Consider the following 18,440-nt stretch of genomic DNA (forward strand, 5'->3'; position numbering starts at 1 on the left):
ATGTCATGCGCGGGCGGGGCACTGTTTTCCTCGGTTTTGTCTCCGCAATGATGCTCGACGCACGGCACGGCTTGGCGCAGGCGCCGGCGAACTGGCAGACAAGTTTCGGCGTCTCAGCCTCGGAGACGAAGGAGCGGATCGTTGCGCTGCACGACCACATATTGCTGATCGGCGTCTGCATCGTCGCGCTCGTCGCCATGCTGATCGGTTTCGCGCTCTTGCGCTTCCGGGCGAGCCGCCACCCCACGGCGTCAAAAGTCACGCGCATGCCCTGGCTGGAATTCGGCTGGACTATCGCGCCGGTGCTGGTGCTGGGCGCGATCGCCGCGCCGTCGCTCCAGCTGCTCGCCTATGAGAGCGATATTCCCGACGCACAGTTGACGATAAAGGCCAGCGGCCATCAGTGGTTCTGGCGTTATTCCTATCCCGACAATGGCGGCTTCGCATACGATTCCATCATGTTGCCGCCGGCCTCCGTTCCGGCCGGTGAACCGCGTCTGCTAGCGGTCGACAATCGCATGGTTGTCCCGGTCGGCGCTGTCGTGCGCATACAGGTGACATCGTCGGACGTCGTGCACTCCTTCTTCATGCCGGCACTGGGCCTACAGATTTACGCCATGCCCGGGCGCCTCAACGAAACCTGGACACGCGTCGAGAAGCCGGGCATCTATTACGGGCAGTGCAACCAGATCTGCGGTCTGAACCACTCCTTCATGCCGATCGCGATCGAGGCCATGGCGCAGCCTGATTTCGACGCCTGGGTGCGGGACGCTGCAACGCGATATCCGGTCGTCAGCGCCGCGACTATATCAGCGCAGGTGGCGAAATGAGCGCTACCGAACATAGGCGCGATGGCCGGTCGATTGCGGCTTGGCTGTTCACCACCGACCATAAGGCGATCGGCACGCTTTATCTCGGATTCGCGATCATGGCGGGGACGCTGGGTGGCGCGATCTCGGGCTACATGCGGCTCGAACTGGCGCAGCCGGGCATGGACTATGTCGTCAACGGCCAGTCCTGGAACGCGCTGATCACCGCGCATGGCCTGATCATGATCTTCTACATGGTGATGCCGGCGTTGATCGGCGGCTTCGGTAACTGGTTCGTCCCGCTGATGATCGGTGCGCGCGACATGGCCTTTCCGGGACTGAACAGTCTCGGCTTCTGGTTACTGCCGCTGTCCTTGATCATGCTGATTGGATCGCTGCTGGTCGGCGACGGAACGGGTACCGGCTGGAGCCTCTATCCGCCGCTGTCGGGCATAGACGGCCAGCCCGGACCGTCGGTCGACATGACGATCCTCGCGCTGCACTTGGCCGGCATTTCTTCCGTGATCAGCGCGATCAATTTCGTCACTACCATCCTCAACATGCGCGAGGATCGCTTGCCGCTGTTCGGCATGCCGCTGTTCGTGTGGTCGATCCTGATTTCGTCGCTGATGCTGCTTCTCGCCATGCCGGTGCTGGCGGCCGCGCTGGCGATGCTGCTTGCCGACCGCAATTTCGGCGGCGCCTTTTTCGATCCAGCCGGCGGCGGAGACCCGATGCTGTTCATGAACCTCTTCTGGTTCTTCGGCCATCCGGAGGTCTACATCATGATCCTGCCGGCCTTCGGCATCATCAGCCAGATCGTCTCGCGGTTCTCAGGGCGCCCGATTTTCGGTTATCCCGGCATGGTGCTGGCGATGGCATCAATTGCGGCGCTGGGTTTCATCGTCTGGGCGCACCATATGTTCACCGTCGGTGGCGGCTTCGCGCCGCGTGCCTTCTTCACGCTGGCCTCGATGGTGATCGCGGTGCCGACCGGCATCAAGGTGTTCGCCTGGATTGCCACTATGTGGGGCGGGTCGATCCGCCTCACCGTGCCGATGCTGTGGGCGCTGGGCTTCATCATCATGTTCACGGTCGGCGGCACGACGGGGATCGTGCTTGCCAATGCCGGCGCGGATCAAGTGCTGCACAACACCTACTACGTCGTCGCGCATTTCCACTATGTGCTGAGCCTCGGCGCGACCTATGCGATCTTCGCCGGCTTCTATTACTGGTTTCCGCGCATGACCGGACGCATGTTCCCGGAGTGGGTTGGACGGCTGCATTTCTGGTGCTTCTTCATCGGCACCAACGTTCTGTTTTTCCCGATGCATTTCCTCGGACTGGCAGGAATGCCACGGCGCATCGCGGATTATCCGGACGGTTTCTTGGGCTGGAATATGATTGCGTCGCTCGGCGCTGTGCTCGCGCTCGCCTCCACGCTGCTGTTCCTGGTGATGCTTGCGGTCTCGCTGCGGCGTGGCGCGCTGGCCCCGCGCGATGTGTGGGGTCCGGCTTTCACGCATGAATGGGATGACGATCCCGAGATGGCGCGTGCGCGCGGCACGGCGGGCGCGGAGGCAGGCGCGTGAGCAAGACTGTCACCGAGGTCGGCGGCACGGATGGCCGATGGCCTGTCGCGATTGCTGTCTCGCTGTTCCTGCTAGCGTGCGCCGGTCTCGCGCTCTTCCACCCGTCGCTGTTCGGCACGCTGGCAGGCAGCATCGCGGTACTCGGTCCGCTCGTGATCGCGGTGGGGCTTCTGCCATTGTTCATCGCTCTGACAGCGTGGTCGCGGGCGACGAGTGGTGAGCGTGCGAATGGTCCGCAAAACACCTTTGGCCCGAGGATCGCGATCATCGCATTAATCGCGTCCGAGGTAGCGTTCTTCGCCGCCTTGTTCGCCGCCTACCTACGATACGCGATCTATCCGGAGGTCGCGGGGTTCAGCTCATGGCCACCTACGCCGATGCGCCCCGACGACCCTTGGGGCGGCCCGCTTCTCAACACAGTGATCCTCGTCGCGTCGGGGGTCTGCGTCGCAGCGGCGCACGACTGGCTTCTGAAAGAGCGATGGCAGCTTTCGGCTATCGGGCTTACCGTGGCGATCGCGCTCGGCGGCGTGTTCGTCGGCCTTCAGCTTCGGGAATTCAGCCTCGCCTCGGTGGGATTCCGCGACGGTGTCTATCCCTCGATCTTCTTCCTTACGACTGGCTTCCACGGCCTGCACGTCGTTATCGGCATCTTGTTGCTGTCGATCGCCGCATATCGGGTGATCCGCGCGCGCTCAGCCGGCGGCGCCGGCTTCATCCCGACGGCGGCATCCTGGTACTGGCATTTTGTCGATGCGGTGTGGCTTCTGCTGTTCGCCGTCTTCTACGCCTGGGCCAGCTAGGAGCGTGCCGACGCGACGTCGACTAGCATCGGCATTGCTGAAACATATCTGGGAGCCCGCTGAGGGCGGGCCTTCGCGGTTCAAAGTTGCATAGAAGCAAACTCAAAAGCACCCAGAAGAGCTGCCTCTGGCGGAAGTGACCTTACTCCATAGTCGATCAGTTTCCTGCAGGATCAAGTAGTGTAGTGGCTCCCCTCCTCGATCATCAATCGACCAAGCATATCTCAAGCTGTAGTTGCAAAAGAATTGCGGCCGTGGTTTTGCCTAAAGGCAAGTTGCGTTTCAGGATGAGGGCCGCAATGGCAGAGCGTCATTCAATTGATCACGAACTTGCCGTAAAGGCGGTGGCGTCTTCCGTGCACGATGCCATAGCGACTCGCCATGGCTTGCGCGGCTGGAACACGAGCCAGGTGACCGGCGACGGCACCGGGCGATCCTAATGCCGAGGAGGCGGAGCAGGGGAGGTTGGCTGTTGAAGGTTGATGCGCTTGGGCGAAAGCTGACGTCGCTCAACATCAGCAAACGCCAAAAACCGCGGGGTGGGTGGCCGATCAGAGTCTTCGCAATCTCTGTCGCCACGGCATGCTCGAAAAATGCGCGCCCCAGATCCTTGGCGAACAGATCCCAGTCCGCCTCCGCGACCTGTCTTTACGCAGGTGGCTGAATCGGCATTGTGGGTTTACATCGGCAGCCAAGCCCCTAGTTTTAGAGTTTCGCGCCGCGCACCTTAGTGCGTGGATGATCGAAAACGGGACCGTGAACTCTGGCCGGTCCCTCAAAAACTCCCAAAGGATGACTGCCATGACACAGGCCAAGAATGGCGACACCGTGCGCATCAATTATACTGGACGTCTAGCCGACGGCACTCAATTCGATTCTTCCGGCAGCGAACCGCTGCAATTCAAGCTCGGTGAAGGGCAAGTGATCCCCGGCCTTGAGACCCATGTCGAGGGCATGGAGGAAGGCGCGAAAAGCACCGTCACCGTTCCCGCCGACGCCGCCTATGGCCCCCACCGCCCCGAAGCGGTCATGACCGTCGACCGCGCCAGGGTGCCGGACAACCTCAACCTCGATATCGGTACTCGATTGCAGGCCAGAACCCCCGAAGGGCGCCCCATGCAGGTGACGGTTGTCGGCGTCGACGACGCCAGCGTCAAGCTCGACGGCAATCATCCGTTGGCCGGAAAGGATCTGGTGTTCGACGTTGAACTGGTCGAGATCGTTCAGGCGGCGTAGGGTATCCATGCGGCCAGGGCCGTGGTGGCTATGATTTCGGGTGACGGACTTCCGCCGGAGGTTTCGGCGGTTTGTGCCGCCTGCCGCCCTGCTTTCCGCGCTTAGGCCATCGCCAAAACCGTGCCGACATTCGTAAGGTTCGACACTGCATCTAATCTAATGCGACAGCGCGCAAAGCTTCGGTCAAAAGCAGCCCCCCGGCTCCAGCCTCCACCCCTACCGATCCTCAATAATCCGCAGATACGCCGCCGTGACGAACAGCACGATCAGCCCGAACAGTATCCGCCGCGCGCCTTCCGGCATTTGCAGGATGGTCAGCAGCGTCGTCAGCACGGTGAGGATCAGCGCGCCGATGATGGTGCCGGTGTAGCCGCCGCGGCCGCCGAAGATCGAGGTGCCGCCGATCACCGCGGCGGCCACCGAAGGCAGCACCAGCGGCTCGGCCAGCGACAGCGACGGCGCCTTGATCAGGCCGATGTAGAGCAGGCCGGTGATGCCGGCGAGCACGCTGGAGATGACGTAGAGCGCTGTGATGACCTGCCAGTAGCGGACGCCGGACAGGCGCGCTGCGCCTTCATTGTCGCCGACTGCGTAAAGCAGGCGGCCAAAGCCGGTGCGGTTCAAGGTGAAGACGATGAGGACGGCGATGGGCACGAACAGCAGCAGCGCGTTGGGCACGCCATAGGTGAGGCCAGTGCCCAACCAGGCCAGGAAGGGCGGAATCTTGGCGCCCGAAGCGATGACGGTGCGCTGATAGACCTGCAGGCAGCCGGTGCCGATCAGGCTGGTGCCAAGCGTCATGATCAGCGGGTGCACGCGAAACACGCCGACGCCGATGCCGTTGACCAGGCCGATCAGCACCGCCGGCACCAAGGCGATCAGGATCGCCACCGCCGGGTCATGGTTGACGACCTGCGTCGCCATGATGAAGGCGCTCATCGTCGCCACGGTTCCGACCGACAGATCGATGCCGCCGGTCAACATGGTCATGGTCTGGCATCCGGCCAGAATTGCCAGCGGGATGGCGAATTTGACGGTGTTGGCGAGCCACCGCTCGTTGACGATGCCGGGGCGCAGGATCTGCAGGACCACCACCAGGATGACCAGCAGGATGATCAGCGGGATCAGCGGCCGGTCGGCCATGAAGCGTTTCAGGCGGCGGCCGAAGGGGACGGGTTGGATCGCGGTTGTGCTCATGGGGTTGCTCGCGATTGGGGTGGCGCGATGCCAGGAGAGGATGGCGTTCTACGGCGCCCCCCTCTGTCCTGCCGGACATCTCCCCCACGGGTGGGGAGATTGGCAGCTTCGGCGCCTCGCTCATTCTTGCAACGTCGACAATTGGCGAAAGCCGTCGCGCCGTCCGATCTCCCCCCAAGTGGGGGAGATGTCCGGCAGGACAGAGGGGGGCGCCGTGGATCGCCGACTCCGTAAACCAGCCTTACGCCATTGCTCATCATTGCCGCCCCCTCATGGTAATAAACGCGCCGAACATGACGACGGCGACCATGATCGCGCCCTCGATGATTGCGGTGACGTTGGGATCGATGGCCAAGAGCGTCAGGTCGGTGCGCACCAGCCGCAGCACGAAGACGGCGACGATCGGGCCGAGCAGGCCGCCCTTGCCGCCGCCAAGCGCTACGCCGCCGAGCACCACCGCCGCCACGCTGGCCAGAAGATAGGGGCCGGGAATAGGGGCGCCGATGCCTGTGCTCATGGTCAGCGCCAGCCCGCCCATGGCAGCGAAAAGCCCCGACAGGGCATAGGCGATAATTTTGGTGCGCGCGACCGGCACGCCGCTGCGAAATGCGGCGAGCTCGCTGCTGCCGATGGCGTAGATCGACAGGCCGAGTTTTGAGCGCTTGAGTGGTATCCAGATGATGCACAGGCAGACGACCAGAAGCACCAGCGCCTTCGGTATCCAGGCAGAGATTTCTGGCAAGCCCGGGATCGCGACGGTGCCGACGATGGTCGCCCGCAGCCATTCGGCGACCGCGCCGCCGGGCGCGCCGAGCACCAGCAGCGCCGCGCCCTGCAGGACGAACAGGGTGGCCAGCGTGACGACGATATCGGGCACGCGGGTGACGACGATCAGCATGCCGTTGACGGCGCCTAGGACCAGTCCCATGGCCAGCACGAACGGCACGACGAAAAACGCGTATTCCTCGCTGGCGCCGTCCATCATCGAGGCGGCGGTGACGCTGGTCAGCGCCATCATGGCGCCGACGGAAAGGTCGATGCCGCCGGCGATGACGACAATCGTCTGGGCGGCCACGGCAAAGGCGTAAGGCAGCACCGCGCGCACCAGCGAGCCGAAATCGCCACTGCCATAGCCCGGCTGGATGAGCCTGGTGATCACCAACAGGACCACGAACAGGACGAGCAGGCCGGCGACCCAGCCCTGACGACGGACGAGGCGGGTCAAGGTTTCGCCACCGGGCTCGAGTGGATATCGGCAAGAATGCCGACGTCCACCTTGGCGCCGCGCGGCAAGCCGTAAGCGGCGCGCATCAGTGCCGGCTCGTCGGCGAGTTCGACGGGGAAGACATCGACGACGCGTCCCCCAAAGATGACGATGACGCGATCGCAGACACGCTGCACCTCCTCGAGTTCGGATGTATAGAACAGCACCGACTTGCCCTGGTCGGCGAGTTCGCGCAGCAGCTTGTAAATCTCCTGCTTGGTGCCGACATCGATGCCGCGCGTCGGGTCGAAGCAGAGGATGGTCTGTGCCTCAGCGGCGATCCAGCGGGCGATCGTCACCTTCTGCTGGTTGCCGCCGGACAGCCGCTGCACCTCGCGCTGGGCGCGGGTGTCGATCTGCAGACGCTCGATCGCGCTGACGATCCTTGAGCGTTCCTGCGCCATGTTGATCGGCCCCCAGTTGCGCAAGGCGGCGCTGAACGGGAGCGCGATGTTTTCGCGCACCGAGCGCTGCATGGTCAGCGCTTCGGTGCGGTCGCCGGGCACATAGGCGATGCCGGCGCGGATCGCATCGGCCGGATGCGCGAATTTCACCGGCTGCCCGTCCACCTCGATCGTGCCGCCGGACGGGCGGATCGAGCCGGCGAGCGCGGCGAACAGCTCGTCCTGGCCTTGGCCCTCGAGCGCGACGACGCCAGCGACCTCGCCATTCGCCAGGTCGAACGAGACGTCGTTGAGCTTGGTGCCGACACGAAGGTTCGCCACGCCGAGGCGCGCGCGGCTATTCCCAGGCGAAGCGGCCTGGCTCGCCTGGCGCGCCGTCACGCGCGTCTTCTCGACCTTGGCGCCGAGCATCATCTCGACGATGCGCTCCTCGACGCCCGGCTCGATGTCGACGACGCCGACGGTCTCGCCGTCGCGAAGCACGGTGGCACGGTCGCAAAGCGCCGATATCTCGACAAAGCGGTGGGAAATGAAGATCACAGAACGGCCGCTGTCGCCCTGGCGGCGAACGACCTCAAGCACCTTTTCGGCAAGGTTAGCCGGCAATGCTGCGGTCATCTCGTCGAGCAGCAAAACGTCGGGCTCGACCGCCAGCGCGCGCGCCAGATCGAGCACGCGCAGCACGGCAAGCGGGATGTCGCGCGCGGTGTCGCGTATGTCGAGGTCGGGAATGCCGAGTTCGCGCACCCAGGCGCGGAACGGCTCGACCGGCGTGTCGGTCAGGCGAAGGTTGGAGGCGACGTCGAGATCGGGGATGAGCGATGGTTCCTGGTAGACCGGAAGCAGGCCGGCGCGGCGCGCATCGGCAGGCGAGCGCACGTCGTGCGTCTCGCCGCGGATCAGGATATGCCCGGCATCGGCGCGGATGGCGCCGGTCAGGATTTTGACCAGCGTCGATTTGCCGGCGCCATTGGCGCCCATCAGGGCGTGAACCTCGCCCGGCAGGACCGACAGCGACGCGTTGCGCAACGCCACCACGGCGCCGTAGGTTTTTACAACGCCGGTGGCGTCCAGGAGCGGGTTGGTGGTCAAAATCGCGTTGCTCTCGTTCAAAGTTGTCTAAAACGGCGATCTTGCCTTCTCCCCTTGTGGGAGAAGGTGGCCTCGCGAAGCGAGGTCGGATGAGGGGTGTTCCAGGGAACACCAACGTCTCATTCGTCCAACACCCCTCATCCGTCTCGGCGCTGCGCGCCGATCCACCTTCTCCCACAAGGCGAGAAGGAGGAAGCGCGGCAGCGATCATTACTCGCCCGGGCCCTTGCAGGCGATGATCTGCTCCTTGGTGTAGGTGGTCCACTCCGGGATGGAGATCGAGACCGGCCATTCCGGGCTCAGCGACGGATCGGCTACGCTCTTCAGCTTGGCCTTGCCCTCTTCGGTGGCGTTCTCCCACAGCTGCGGCTCGACCAGCACGGTCTGCTCCGCCGGCTTCTTGCCGTTCAGGATCTGCAGGGCCAGCGTCACGCCGGCACCGCCGATTGAACCAGGATTGGTCACCGCCGCGCCGACGAGGCCTTCGACCGAGTTCAACTGGCCGACGAAGCCGGCATTGTCGGCGCCGACCACCGGCACCAGCGGCGTCTGCGACTCGACCAGCGCGTCGACGATCACATTGTCGATGCCTGAGGTCCAGATGCCGTTGAACGGCGATCCGGTGGCGATGAAATCGAGGATCTGCTGCTTGCCCTGGTCCTGCTGCCAGCCGGTGAAGACCTCATGCACGACCTTGACGTTGGGGAATTCGGCGAGCGCCTTCTTGAAACCCTTGTCGCGGTCGCTGTCGGCCGAGGCGCCGGCGGCACCACGCATATAGACGACGTCGCCCTTGCCGCCGATCTGCTGGAACAGCCATTTGGCGCCGAGATAGGCGTACTGTTCCTGGTTGTTGGAGATGATGTAGGCCGAAGGCTCGGTGACCGCCTGGTCGACGGCGACGACGACGATGCCGGCCTTGGTGGCTTCCTCGAGCGCTGACTTGATGCCGGCGGGATCGGCCGGGTTGACGACGATAGCGTTGACCTTGGCGCTGATCAGGTTGCGGATGTCCTCGAGCTGGCCGGCGGCGTCGGTGTTGCGATGGGCGATGTTGAGCTTGGTGACCTCGCCGGAGGCGAGCGCCTGCGCCTTGATGGCGCAGATCATCTCCTCGCGCCAGCCATTGCCCTGCACCGTGTTGGAGACGCCGATCGTGTATTTGGCTTCTGCAGACGAGACGCCCACCGAAGCCAGAAACGCCGCGCCGGCGAGCAGCGAGACCATCGCCAGATATTTTTTCATTTCAGTCTTCCTCCACCTTGTTTTCAGTTCAGTTCGAAAAGGGGCCTCATTTCACGAAGGGGCGCAGCACGTCGCGGGCGAGTAGAAAGCCGCGCTTGATCTCGTCGTCGCTTCCTTCAAAGCGCCGGTCCTCGTGTTCGATGATGATGGCTCCGTCGTAGCCGACGCGATAGAGGCCGGAGAAGATCACATTCCAGTCGACATCGCCAAGCCCCGGCATGCGCGGCACCTGCCAGCCCATGCCGGCCGAGAGGATGCCGCGCTCGTAAAGCCCATCATGATCGATCATCAGGTCCTTGGCATGGACATGCAGCATGTACGGGCCGAACTCTTTGATGAAGCGGGCCTGGTCGATCATCTGCCAGACCAGATGCGACGGGTCGAAATTCATGCCGACGTCGCCGCCCCAGGCATCGAGGATGCGGCGCCAGATATAGGGCGAATAGGCGATGTTGTGGCCGCCCGGCCATTCGTCGTAGCTGAAGATCATCGGGCAGTTCTCAAAAGCCAGCTTGACGCCGTTGTCGCGCGCATGGGCGATGATATCGGGCCACAGTTTGAGTGCCTCTTGCCAGTTGGCGTCGATGGTTTTTGAGGCGTCGCCGCCGCAGAAGGTGTTGACGACAGGCAGGCCCATATGGCTCGCCAGCACGATCACCTTCTTCAAATGATCGACGACGACCTTGCGGTGGGCGGCATCGGGATGCAGCGGATTGGGATAAAAGCCGAGGCCGGAGATCGACAGGTTCTCTTCCGCCAGTGCGGCGGCGATTTCCTTGGCCTGCGAGGCCGAGGTCGAGGCGGCGTCGATATGGCTGGTGCCGGCATAGCGCCGGGCTGCGCCTGAGGATTTCGGCCAGCAGGCGATCTCCAGCGCCTCGAAGCCGGCAGAACTTGCCCAGTCGGCGACCTCGCCAAGCGGGGTGTCGGCAAACGGTGCGGTGAGCAATCCGAGCTTCATGTGGCCCTCCCGTGGTTCACGACCGGCCTACTATGCCGATTGTGCAGGCCGCTTCAACCGTGTCGCCGCCGGCAATGCGCAAACCTGTCTGACGAATGCCACCGGATCGTCGCAGAGCCGGCCATCGTGAACGGCTGTGACAGCCGTGCGGAACGGCTGGATTTAGTTAGGCGTCTGACAACAACAGGACTTCCCTTGGCTGGGCACCAGCCCACTCCCGCAACGACCTGATTTTGCTCTTGTGGGGCGATTTCGGTCGAGCTAATGATGTGTCGGGCTTAGGGGTTTGAAGTGACTGACATCATCACATTCGTGGTTGCTGGCGCGTGGGCGGCAGTTGGATTTGGCGTGATCTGGTACGTCAGAACGAGACCGCCTATCCCTGAAGGTCACGAGGACCCCGATCTGCGGGAATGGCTTGATGGCCAGGTTTAAGCCCCAAGCTCAAAAGCCCGCCAGAGCGCGTTCGGGGTGCCGGTACAGCTATCTTCTTGATTTTACTGAGGTAAAAATCCGCTGGTGGAGCTGAGGAGGATCGAACTCCTGACCTCGTCATTGCGAACGACGCGCTCTCCCAGCTGAGCTACAGCCCCGTCCAGCGGAATGGGCGCATTTATCGGGCGCGGCGGTTTCCTGTCAAGACGGCGTTTTGCCCAAAAGCCGGGCGGCCAGCCACCGGCCTGCCGTGCCGCGAAGCTGGCTCTTGCCGCCTCCGCCTGCAATGGCTACATGTCGGCAACAATCGGAGACCGGCATGATAGCCCTCATTCAGACCATTGTCCTGGCGCTTGACATTTATTGGTGGATCATCATCGCTTCGGCGATTTTCTCCTGGCTCTACGCCTTCAACGTCGTCAACTCGCGCAACCAGTTCGTCGATAGCGTCAGCAACATGCTGTTCCGGCTGACCGAGCCGGCGCTGCGGCCGATCCGTCGCTTCCTGCCCGATCTCGGCGGCATCGATATTTCGCCGATCATCCTGCTTTTGATCCTGTTCTTCCTGCGGCAGTTCCTGCTCACCACGGTGGCGCCGCTGGTCGTCTGACGGCGGTTCCATGACCGGGCCGTTTCGCCCGCGTAACGACGGCGTCGACCTGTTCGTCCGGCTGACGCCGAAAGCGGCGATGGACAGGCTCGAAGGCATCGAGATTTCGGCAGACGGGCGAAGCCATCTGAAGGCGCGCGTCCGTGCCGTGCCGGAAAACGGCGCCGCCAACCAGGCGCTCGAACGGCTGGTCGCCAAGGCGCTGGGCGTGCCGCGATCGGCCGTCTCGGTCATCGCGGGCGGCACGGCGCGGCTGAAGACGCTGCGCATATCAGGCGATCCGGCGGCGCTGGCGAGATGCGTCGAGGCGCTGGGCAGCGCTTGAACCTGCCCCTCTTTGCCAAGACTTGCCATCTCCCCCACAGGGACAGGGCTATCGCAGGTGGAAAGCCGAGGCTTTCGCTCTACGATGTACCCCCACCCCTAACCCTCCCCACAAGGGGGAGGGAGACTTCCGCTGGCGCTGACCTCGGGCAAATTGGCTGCTTTCGGCGGAAGTAAGGGCGCGCGGCAGCGTTCCCTCCCTTGTGGGGAGGGTTAGGGTGGGGGTCCACCTTCGCAAGAATCCACCTGCGATTGCCCTGTCCACGAGGGACAAGATTGGCGCTTCGGCCTTCAGACCAGCCCGCGCTTGGCCATCATCGCTTCGGGCGACGGCATCTTGCCGCGGAAGGCGGTGTAGAGCTCTTCCGGGTCCTTGGAACCGCCGGCGGCATAGATGTTTTTCCTGAGCCGCTCGGCCAGCGCCGGATTGAACAGGTCGCCCGTCTCCTCGAAGGCGGCGAAGGCGTCGGCGTCGAGGACCTCCGACCACATGTAGGAATAGTAGCCGGCCGAATAGCCGTCGCCGGCAAAGATGTGGCCGAAATGCGGGGTGCGGTGGCGCATGGCGATGGTGTCGGGCATGTTGAGCCTCTCGAGCGTTTCGGCTTCGAAACGAAGCGGCTCGTCCGGCGCGTCCGGCCGCGCGTGGTAGGCCATGTCGATCAAGGCCGAGGCGGTGAACTCGACCGTGGCGAAGCCGGCGCCGAAGGTGCGCGCCGCCAGCATCTTGTCGACCAGCGCCTTCGGCATCGGTTTGCCGGTCTTCACGTGCAGCGCATGCTTTTCCAGCACCGCTGGCACCGTCAGCCAGTGCTCGTAGAGTTGCGAGGGCAGTTCGACGAAATCGCGGCTGACCGAGGTGCCCGCGACCGACGGCCAGGTGACCTCGGTCAGCATGCCATGCAGGGCATGACCGAATTCGTGGAACAGGGTTTTGGCCTCATCGACCGACAAAAGCGCTGTCTCGCCCTCCGGCGGCTTGGCGAAATTCATGATGTTGTAGATGACCGGCCTGGAGCCATCGCCAAGCTTGTAGCCGGATTTCAGCGCGCTCATCCAGGCGCCGGAGCGCTTTGAGGGCCGCGCGAAATAGTCGGCCAGGAACAGCCCGCGCTCGCTGCCGTCGGCATTCCTGACGATGAAAACGCGCGCGTCCGGATGCCAGGTGGCAATGCCTTGCTTCTCCTCGAAGCTGATGCCGAACAATTTTGTCGCCACGTCGAAACAGGCGTCGATGATGCGGTCGAGCTGCAGATAGGGCTTCAGCTCGGCCTCGTCGAAGGCAAACTTCTCGGCGCGCAGCTTCTCCTGATAGAAGCGCCAGTCCCAGGCGGCGAATTCTTCGTTGCTGCCGGCCTCGGCCGCCAGCCGCTGCAATTCGATCTGATCGCTTGCGGCCTTTTCCACCGCCTTTTTCCAGACCGGGTCGAGCAGCGTATGCACCGCCTCGGGCGTCTTTGCCATGGTGTCGTCGAGCTTCAGCGCGGCGTAGGAAGCGTAGCCGAGCAGCTTCGCCTTTTCGGCACGCAGACGCAGCATATCGCGCACCACGGTGGTGTTGTCGGTGGCGCCACCGTTCTGGCCGCGCATGGTGAAGGCGCGGAAGGCGATCTCGCGCAGGTCGCGGCGTTCGGAGAAGGTCGAGAACGGCTCGTAGATCGAGCGCGACAGGGTGACGGCATAGCGGCCCTTCTGGCCGCGCATCTCGGCGGCCTCCGCCATCGCACTTTTCAGGAATTCCGGCAGGCCGGCAAGGTCGGCCTCATCGAGGAACAGCGCCCAGTCGCGCTCGTCGGCAAGCAGGTTCTGGCCGAAATTCGTGCCGAGCGACGACAGCTCCTCATTGATCGCCGCCAGCCGTTTCTTGCCCTCGGCGTCGAGCCTGGCGCCGGAACGGACGAAATTCTTCCAGGTCTTTTCCAGCACCCGCAGCGTTTCGGCATCGAGCTTCAGGGAGTCGCGGCGCTGGTAGAGATCGTCGATGCGGGCAAACAGCCTCTCGTTCATCGAGATCGCCGAGAAATGCCGCGACATCTTTGGCGAGATCTCGCGCTCCAGCGCCTGGATCGCCTCGTTGGTGTGGGCGCCGGCCCGGCACCAGAAGATCGACGAGACATGGTCGAGCGCCTCGCCGCCAAGCTCGAGCGCTGCAAGCGTATTCTCGATGGTCGGGGTCTCGGCATTGCCTGATATCGCCTCGATCTCGGCCTCATGCGCCGCCAATGCCGCATCGAAAACCCCGGAAAAATCGCCGTCGCCGATGCGGGTGAAATCGGGCAGACCGAGCGGCCCTTGCCAGGTGGTGAGCGGATGGGCGGCGAGGTCGACGGCGGACGGCATGGGCATTCTTCCGTTAAGTGAGGGGCTTTCGCTAAGTGAGGGGCTTTCGCTGCGTGGCGGGATGAGGCGGATCGTCACCGATGTAAGGCGCCGGCTTGCCGCACGCAATATCGCGGCTGGTCAGTAGCTATCGCAGTTTTCGGCGATCGCCGCCTGCGAGCTGGCAGTGATGCGGTTGTCGGCGATCGCGAAGGTTTCCTGCATCAGCACGTCGTTGTTGGGGAAATCATAGCAGGCGATCACCGTGGTGACGCCGCCTTCGGTCTTCTCGATCCGATGCCGGATTTCAGCCCCGGCGACGGCGCCCTCCCAGTCGTCGATGGAGGCGATGAACTCCTGCTTGGTCTGCACGACGCCGAGATCGTCGAGTTTTATCCGGACGTCGTCGGCAAGCAGATCCGACAGTTCCGTGCGATCGGCGACCAGCAGCGCCGCATACCAGCGGCTGATGAGCGCGCCGTCGTCGGCGCCGGCGGACATGACTGAAAACAGCAGCGCCGCTGCGGCCAAAGCGATCGAACGGCATGCCATGCAACCCTCCTACGTCATCTCCGGCCGCTCGAAGTCGCCGGTGTCCTTGTTCATCACCCAGAGTTCGCCGGTCGAGATGTCGAACCAGGCGCCGTGCAGCGACAGCCGTCCCTTGCCTTCCAGGATCGAGACGCAGGGAAAGGTCCTGAGATTGGCGATCGAATAGCGGATCGAAATGCGCTCGAGCGCGGTCTGGCGCTCGGTCGCCGTCATGAAGGTGCTGGACGAAACGGTCTCGGCCGCCGGCGCAATCAGGCTCATCCACTTGCCGATGAAGTCGCCGGGCGACAAGGGCGCTGCGGTACTGTCGAGTGCTGCGCGGATGCCGCCGCAGCGGCCATGGCCCATCACCACGATGTTCTTGACCTTGAGGCTCTGCACGGCGAACTCGAGCGCGGCCGAGGTCGAGTGGAACTGGTCGTCGGGCGCATAGGGCGGCACCAGATTGCCGACATTGCGCAGCACGAAGAGTTCGCCGGGACCAGCGTCGAAGATCGCCTCGGGAGCCGCGCGGGAGTCGCAGCAAGCAATGATCATCGTTTCGGGGGCCTGGCCCTCGCGAGCAAGCGAGCGATAGCGTCCGCTTTCGGCGAGATAGCGGCCACTCATGAAATTGCGGTAGCCGGTGAGCAGATGGTCTGGGAGATGAGGCATTGGCGGCGTCTGGAGCCTTTCCGGGTTAGGCGGCAGCTCTGTAGGTCAGGAAGGCTCTAGCGGCAAAAGCCGGTCGCGAGCAATGCCGAATCGCGAAGGACGTGGTTGCCATTCGCCAATGCGATTGCCTCGCCGATAGATGGGCCGAGGAGATTCACGCCCAAATGGCGACAGGGATACCAAAACGGTCGGCGAGCGGCGGATCCGGAAACGGCCTTGCCTCGCCGCTGGCGATGCGACCGGCGATCAGCATCATCGCTGCGGCATCGAGAAAGTCGTCGGCAGCGGCGCCTCGCGGCGGCGTCCGGTCGAGAAAGCCCCTGAAATAACCGTGCCGGCAAAGCAGCGCCTTGCGTTCCGCCATGCCGGCCGGGTTGACGGCGCCCTTGATCTTCTTCGGCAGGCGCATCGCCTGGTCGTCGTTCAGCCGGCAGAAAGCGACTTCCGGATGCGATTCGAAGACGCGGCGGCGCAGTTCGGGACGCGCGATCAGAACCGCATCGACCTCGCGGATCTTGGCAAAGATGCCAAAAGCCTGGATCGAGACGCCGCGCGGCGGATTGGAGGTCGCCTTGGCCACTTCGCTTGCCTGGCGATGCGCGGCATGCCAGGCCTCGATCGTAGTGAAGCCGTCCGTATGCGCATAAAGCGCCGCACGCGAGGGGATGGCGAAGACACTCGATTGCCTGTTGCCAAGCAGCGGCCGCACCAGAGCTTCGGGCCCGCGGCCGCCCTTTTGCGAAACATCGGGCAGGCCGATCGGCATGTCGACGGCGACTGTCGCCTCGGCGGGCAATGCGTCGAGCAGTGCTGCGAAGCTTGGAAAAACGGCTACCGAGGGGGCTGCGCCCGGGTTACGAGGTGTCGAACCGGGATCGCGGCGAACGGCGATCCAGCCGGCCTTGCAGCCGTCGACGCCGACAACGGTCACGCTCTTTTGTCCCGCCCCGGATGCAGGAGATGGCGAAGCTGCACCATGGCCATCGGGTGCGACAGGCTCTGTGCATCGGTTTCGAGCTGCAATTCGTCGCCGCCGCGCTTGGCGGTGCGCGCCAGGATCTCGTAGACCGCCGTCGTGGTCGACTGCAGTGCCTTGATCGCCGGCTGGCCGGACAGGATGCGCGCCAGATAGACGGCCGCCGTCAGGTCGCCGAGGCCATTGGGCGGCTTGTCGATGAGGCGATGCTCGGCGAGCAGCGCCTGGTTGCCGTTGAGCAGCAGATTGCCGGTACCGCCGGCCATCATCGCCGGCGCCGACGTGACCAGCATGGTCGACGGCTCGGCCTGAAGGGCGGCCGCCATCACCGCTTGGAGGTCGGGCAGCGGCGCTCCCGCCATCCACTCCAGCTCGTAGCGGTTGGGCGTGGCGATGTCGGCGATCGGCATCAGCCGGTCACGCATCGCGATGGCGGTCGTCTCCGGCACATAGAGCCCGCCCGAATCGCCCATCACCGGGTCGCAGATATAGACGGCGTCCGGCGTCTTCGCCTTGACCGCGCCGACCAGCGAGGCGACGGCGTCGGCCTGGCCGCCTTCGCCGAGATAGCCGGACAGCACCGCGCCGACCTCGCCGAGCCATGGCGCGCGCTCGAGATCGGCCATCAGCGCCCTGAATTGATCGAGCGGCGGCACGATGCGCGTCGCCCGTCCATGGCCCGGATGCCAGGGCAGGATGACGGTCGGCACCGCCCACACCGGAAAGCCCAGCGTCTCCAACGCAAAGACCGCGGCGCGGTTGCCGACCGAGCCGCGCGCGACATGGCTGGAAATGACGATGACCGCGCGCGGCGCGTCGGATTCTTCGGTGCTCACGAGGTTCCTAACCCTGGATGATGAAAAGCACGAGCCAGATCAACAGGCCAATGCCGACAATGAGCCCCAGCGCCCGGCCGATGCGCGTGCCCCAATATTCGATCGGGTCCGCCCGGTCGGCGTCTGCAGCAGTGACGTGATCGCGCGCGCCCTTGGCCGTCCGCGCAACGGACGAGGCCGGGTCGGTTTCACTTGCCACGCGCTCGATGATGCGGCGCGATTCGTCGTCGCTGTCCTGGCGTCCCGCCATGGCTATGCCCTGTTTTCGCAGCGACTTTAACCTGTTCGCCCGGTCAATCACAGGGCCTGAGAGTGAATGCCAAAGCACCAGCAGCGCCCCAGGTTGAGGTCATGTTCTTGCGCGCGGATTGTGGTAATGCTTCGCCCGTCAGTCTTGTTGAGGGATTTTCCATGCCTGCCCTTTCCTCCCCTTTCGTCTTCCGCAACCTGCCAGCCTTGCTGATGATGGCGATCGTGCTGCCGCTGCTGGCCGGCTGCGGCTACAACACAATTCCGACGGCGGAGGAAAACGCCAAGGCCGCATGGAGCCAGGTGCTGAACCAGTACCAGCGCCGCGCCGATCTCATTCCCAACCTGGTCGAGACGGTCAAGGGCTATGCGGCGCATGAGAAGGAGACGCTCGATGCCGTGGTCGAGGCGCGCGCGAAGGCGACGCAAGTGACGGTGACGCCCGAGACGCTGAGCGATCCGGAAGCGGTCAAGAGATTCCAGGATAGTCAAGCCGGCCTGACCAGCGCGCTGTCGCGGTTGCTGGCAGTGGTGGAGAATTATCCCGACCTCAAGGCCAACCAGAATTTTCTGGCGCTGCAGGCGCAGCTCGAAGGCACCGAGAACCGCATCTCGGTCGCCCGCCGCGACTATATCGAGGCGGTGCGGGAGTACAATCTGACGCTGAGGACCTTCCCGTCGGTGATTTGGGCGACCCTGTGGTTCCGCGACAATCAGCCATTCGCCAATTTCACCATCGAGGAAGACAAGATGCAGACGCCGAAGGTCGATTTCGGCACGCAGCAGGGTGAGTGATCGGCGCTTGGCGAGCGCAGTTCCATTGGCCTTGTACTCCGTCCCACCCCCCTCTGTCCTGCCGGACAGTCCGGCAGGACAGAGGGG

At 64.0% G+C, this 18,440-nt stretch carries 18 protein-coding genes and 1 tRNA gene; 7 read left to right on the top strand and 12 right to left on the bottom strand.

The annotated features are described in order from the left end of the window. The first annotated feature begins 5 nt into the window (after positions 1-5). The 4 genes from coxB to AC0L2R_RS26345 all read left to right on the top strand — a co-directional run bounded on the left by coxB (position 6) and on the right by AC0L2R_RS26345 (position 4,440). Positions 6-830 carry a cytochrome c oxidase subunit II gene (gene coxB, locus AC0L2R_RS26330; RefSeq protein ID WP_473512363.1) on the top strand — a complete coding sequence of 275 codons (825 nt, stop codon included), beginning with the start codon at positions 6-8 and terminating at the stop codon, positions 828-830. Then, on the top strand, positions 827-2,401 hold the full coding sequence (locus AC0L2R_RS26335) for a cytochrome c oxidase subunit I (RefSeq protein WP_473512365.1): 1,575 nt from the start codon (positions 827-829) through the stop codon (positions 2,399-2,401). Before coxB ends, AC0L2R_RS26335 begins: the two co-directional genes overlap by 4 nt. Then, the gene (locus AC0L2R_RS26340; RefSeq protein WP_091592351.1) at positions 2,398-3,204 is read left to right on the top strand and encodes a cytochrome c oxidase subunit 3; all 807 of its coding nucleotides are present in this window, start codon (positions 2,398-2,400) and stop codon (positions 3,202-3,204) included. Before AC0L2R_RS26335 ends, AC0L2R_RS26340 begins: the two co-directional genes overlap by 4 nt. An 801-nt stretch (positions 3,205-4,005) precedes the next feature. Further along, positions 4,006-4,440, top strand: coding sequence for an FKBP-type peptidyl-prolyl cis-trans isomerase (locus AC0L2R_RS26345; RefSeq protein WP_473512366.1), 435 nt, complete (start codon positions 4,006-4,008; stop codon positions 4,438-4,440). Between the two features lie 216 nt (positions 4,441-4,656). Here AC0L2R_RS26345 and AC0L2R_RS26350 read toward each other — a convergent pair whose 3' ends face one another. From AC0L2R_RS26350 to AC0L2R_RS26375, 6 genes are all read right to left on the bottom strand, one after another. Next, the gene (locus AC0L2R_RS26350) at positions 4,657-5,637 is read right to left on the bottom strand and encodes an ABC transporter permease (RefSeq protein ID WP_023800493.1); all 981 of its coding nucleotides are present in this window, start codon (positions 5,635-5,637) and stop codon (positions 4,657-4,659) included. A 256-nt stretch (positions 5,638-5,893) separates the two neighbouring features. After that, a complete protein-coding gene (locus AC0L2R_RS26355; RefSeq protein WP_473512368.1) occupies positions 5,894-6,862 on the bottom strand; it encodes an ABC transporter permease in 969 nt (322 codons plus the stop codon). Further along, on the bottom strand, positions 6,859-8,397 hold the full coding sequence (locus AC0L2R_RS26360; RefSeq protein WP_473512370.1) for a sugar ABC transporter ATP-binding protein: 1,539 nt from the start codon (positions 8,395-8,397) through the stop codon (positions 6,859-6,861). The genes AC0L2R_RS26355 and AC0L2R_RS26360 overlap by 4 nt, the downstream gene beginning before the upstream one ends. Positions 8,398-8,607: 210 nt before the next feature. Then, positions 8,608-9,642, bottom strand: a complete 1,035-nt coding sequence (locus AC0L2R_RS26365; RefSeq protein ID WP_473512372.1) for an ABC transporter substrate-binding protein — start codon at positions 9,640-9,642, stop codon at positions 8,608-8,610. A 46-nt stretch (positions 9,643-9,688) separates the two neighbouring features. Continuing rightward, a complete protein-coding gene (locus AC0L2R_RS26370; protein WP_473512373.1) occupies positions 9,689-10,603 on the bottom strand; it encodes a sugar phosphate isomerase/epimerase family protein in 915 nt (304 codons plus the stop codon). A 517-nt stretch (positions 10,604-11,120) separates the two neighbouring features. Further along, positions 11,121-11,196: transfer RNA gene (locus AC0L2R_RS26375), tRNA-Ala, on the bottom strand. Positions 11,197-11,357: 161 nt separating this feature from the next. Between AC0L2R_RS26375 and AC0L2R_RS26380 the strand changes: the two genes are divergently transcribed. Next, a complete protein-coding gene (locus AC0L2R_RS26380) occupies positions 11,358-11,648 on the top strand; it encodes a YggT family protein (protein ID WP_023800489.1) in 291 nt (96 codons plus the stop codon). A 10-nt stretch (positions 11,649-11,658) separates the two neighbouring features. Then, positions 11,659-11,973 (top strand): DUF167 domain-containing protein, encoded by a 315-nt coding sequence (locus tag AC0L2R_RS26385; protein ID WP_473512374.1) that lies wholly within the window; start codon positions 11,659-11,661, stop codon positions 11,971-11,973. 290 nt (positions 11,974-12,263) lie between these two features. Here AC0L2R_RS26385 and AC0L2R_RS26390 read toward each other — a convergent pair whose 3' ends face one another. The 6 genes from AC0L2R_RS26390 to AC0L2R_RS26415 form a co-directional block, all read right to left on the bottom strand. Then, entirely contained in the window at positions 12,264-14,318 is a 2,055-nt protein-coding gene (locus AC0L2R_RS26390) for a M3 family metallopeptidase (protein ID WP_473512375.1), read from the bottom strand. A gap of 114 nt (positions 14,319-14,432) precedes the next feature. Continuing rightward, entirely contained in the window at positions 14,433-14,843 is a 411-nt protein-coding gene (locus AC0L2R_RS26395; RefSeq protein WP_473512377.1) for a nuclear transport factor 2 family protein, read from the bottom strand. Positions 14,844-14,852: 9 nt separating this feature from the next. Further along, complete coding sequence (locus AC0L2R_RS26400; RefSeq protein WP_023800486.1) at positions 14,853-15,497, bottom strand: carbonic anhydrase; 645 nt, start codon at positions 15,495-15,497, stop codon at positions 14,853-14,855. Positions 15,498-15,651: 154 nt separating this feature from the next. Beyond that, complete coding sequence (locus AC0L2R_RS26405) at positions 15,652-16,428, bottom strand: DUF429 domain-containing protein (protein ID WP_473512378.1); 777 nt, start codon at positions 16,426-16,428, stop codon at positions 15,652-15,654. After that, positions 16,425-17,309, bottom strand: coding sequence for a pyridoxal kinase PdxY (gene pdxY / locus AC0L2R_RS26410; RefSeq protein ID WP_473512379.1), 885 nt, complete (start codon positions 17,307-17,309; stop codon positions 16,425-16,427). Before pdxY ends, AC0L2R_RS26405 begins: the two co-directional genes overlap by 4 nt. A gap of 7 nt (positions 17,310-17,316) precedes the next feature. Beyond that, the gene (locus AC0L2R_RS26415; protein ID WP_473512380.1) at positions 17,317-17,559 is read right to left on the bottom strand and encodes a hypothetical protein; all 243 of its coding nucleotides are present in this window, start codon (positions 17,557-17,559) and stop codon (positions 17,317-17,319) included. 161 nt (positions 17,560-17,720) lie between these two features. On the opposite strand from AC0L2R_RS26415, the gene AC0L2R_RS26420 reads away from it, so the two are divergent. Continuing rightward, on the top strand, positions 17,721-18,353 hold the full coding sequence (locus tag AC0L2R_RS26420) for a LemA family protein (protein WP_473512381.1): 633 nt from the start codon (positions 17,721-17,723) through the stop codon (positions 18,351-18,353). Positions 18,354-18,440: the final 87 nt, after the last annotated feature.

The organism is Mesorhizobium sp. WSM4820 (assembly GCF_055811075.1).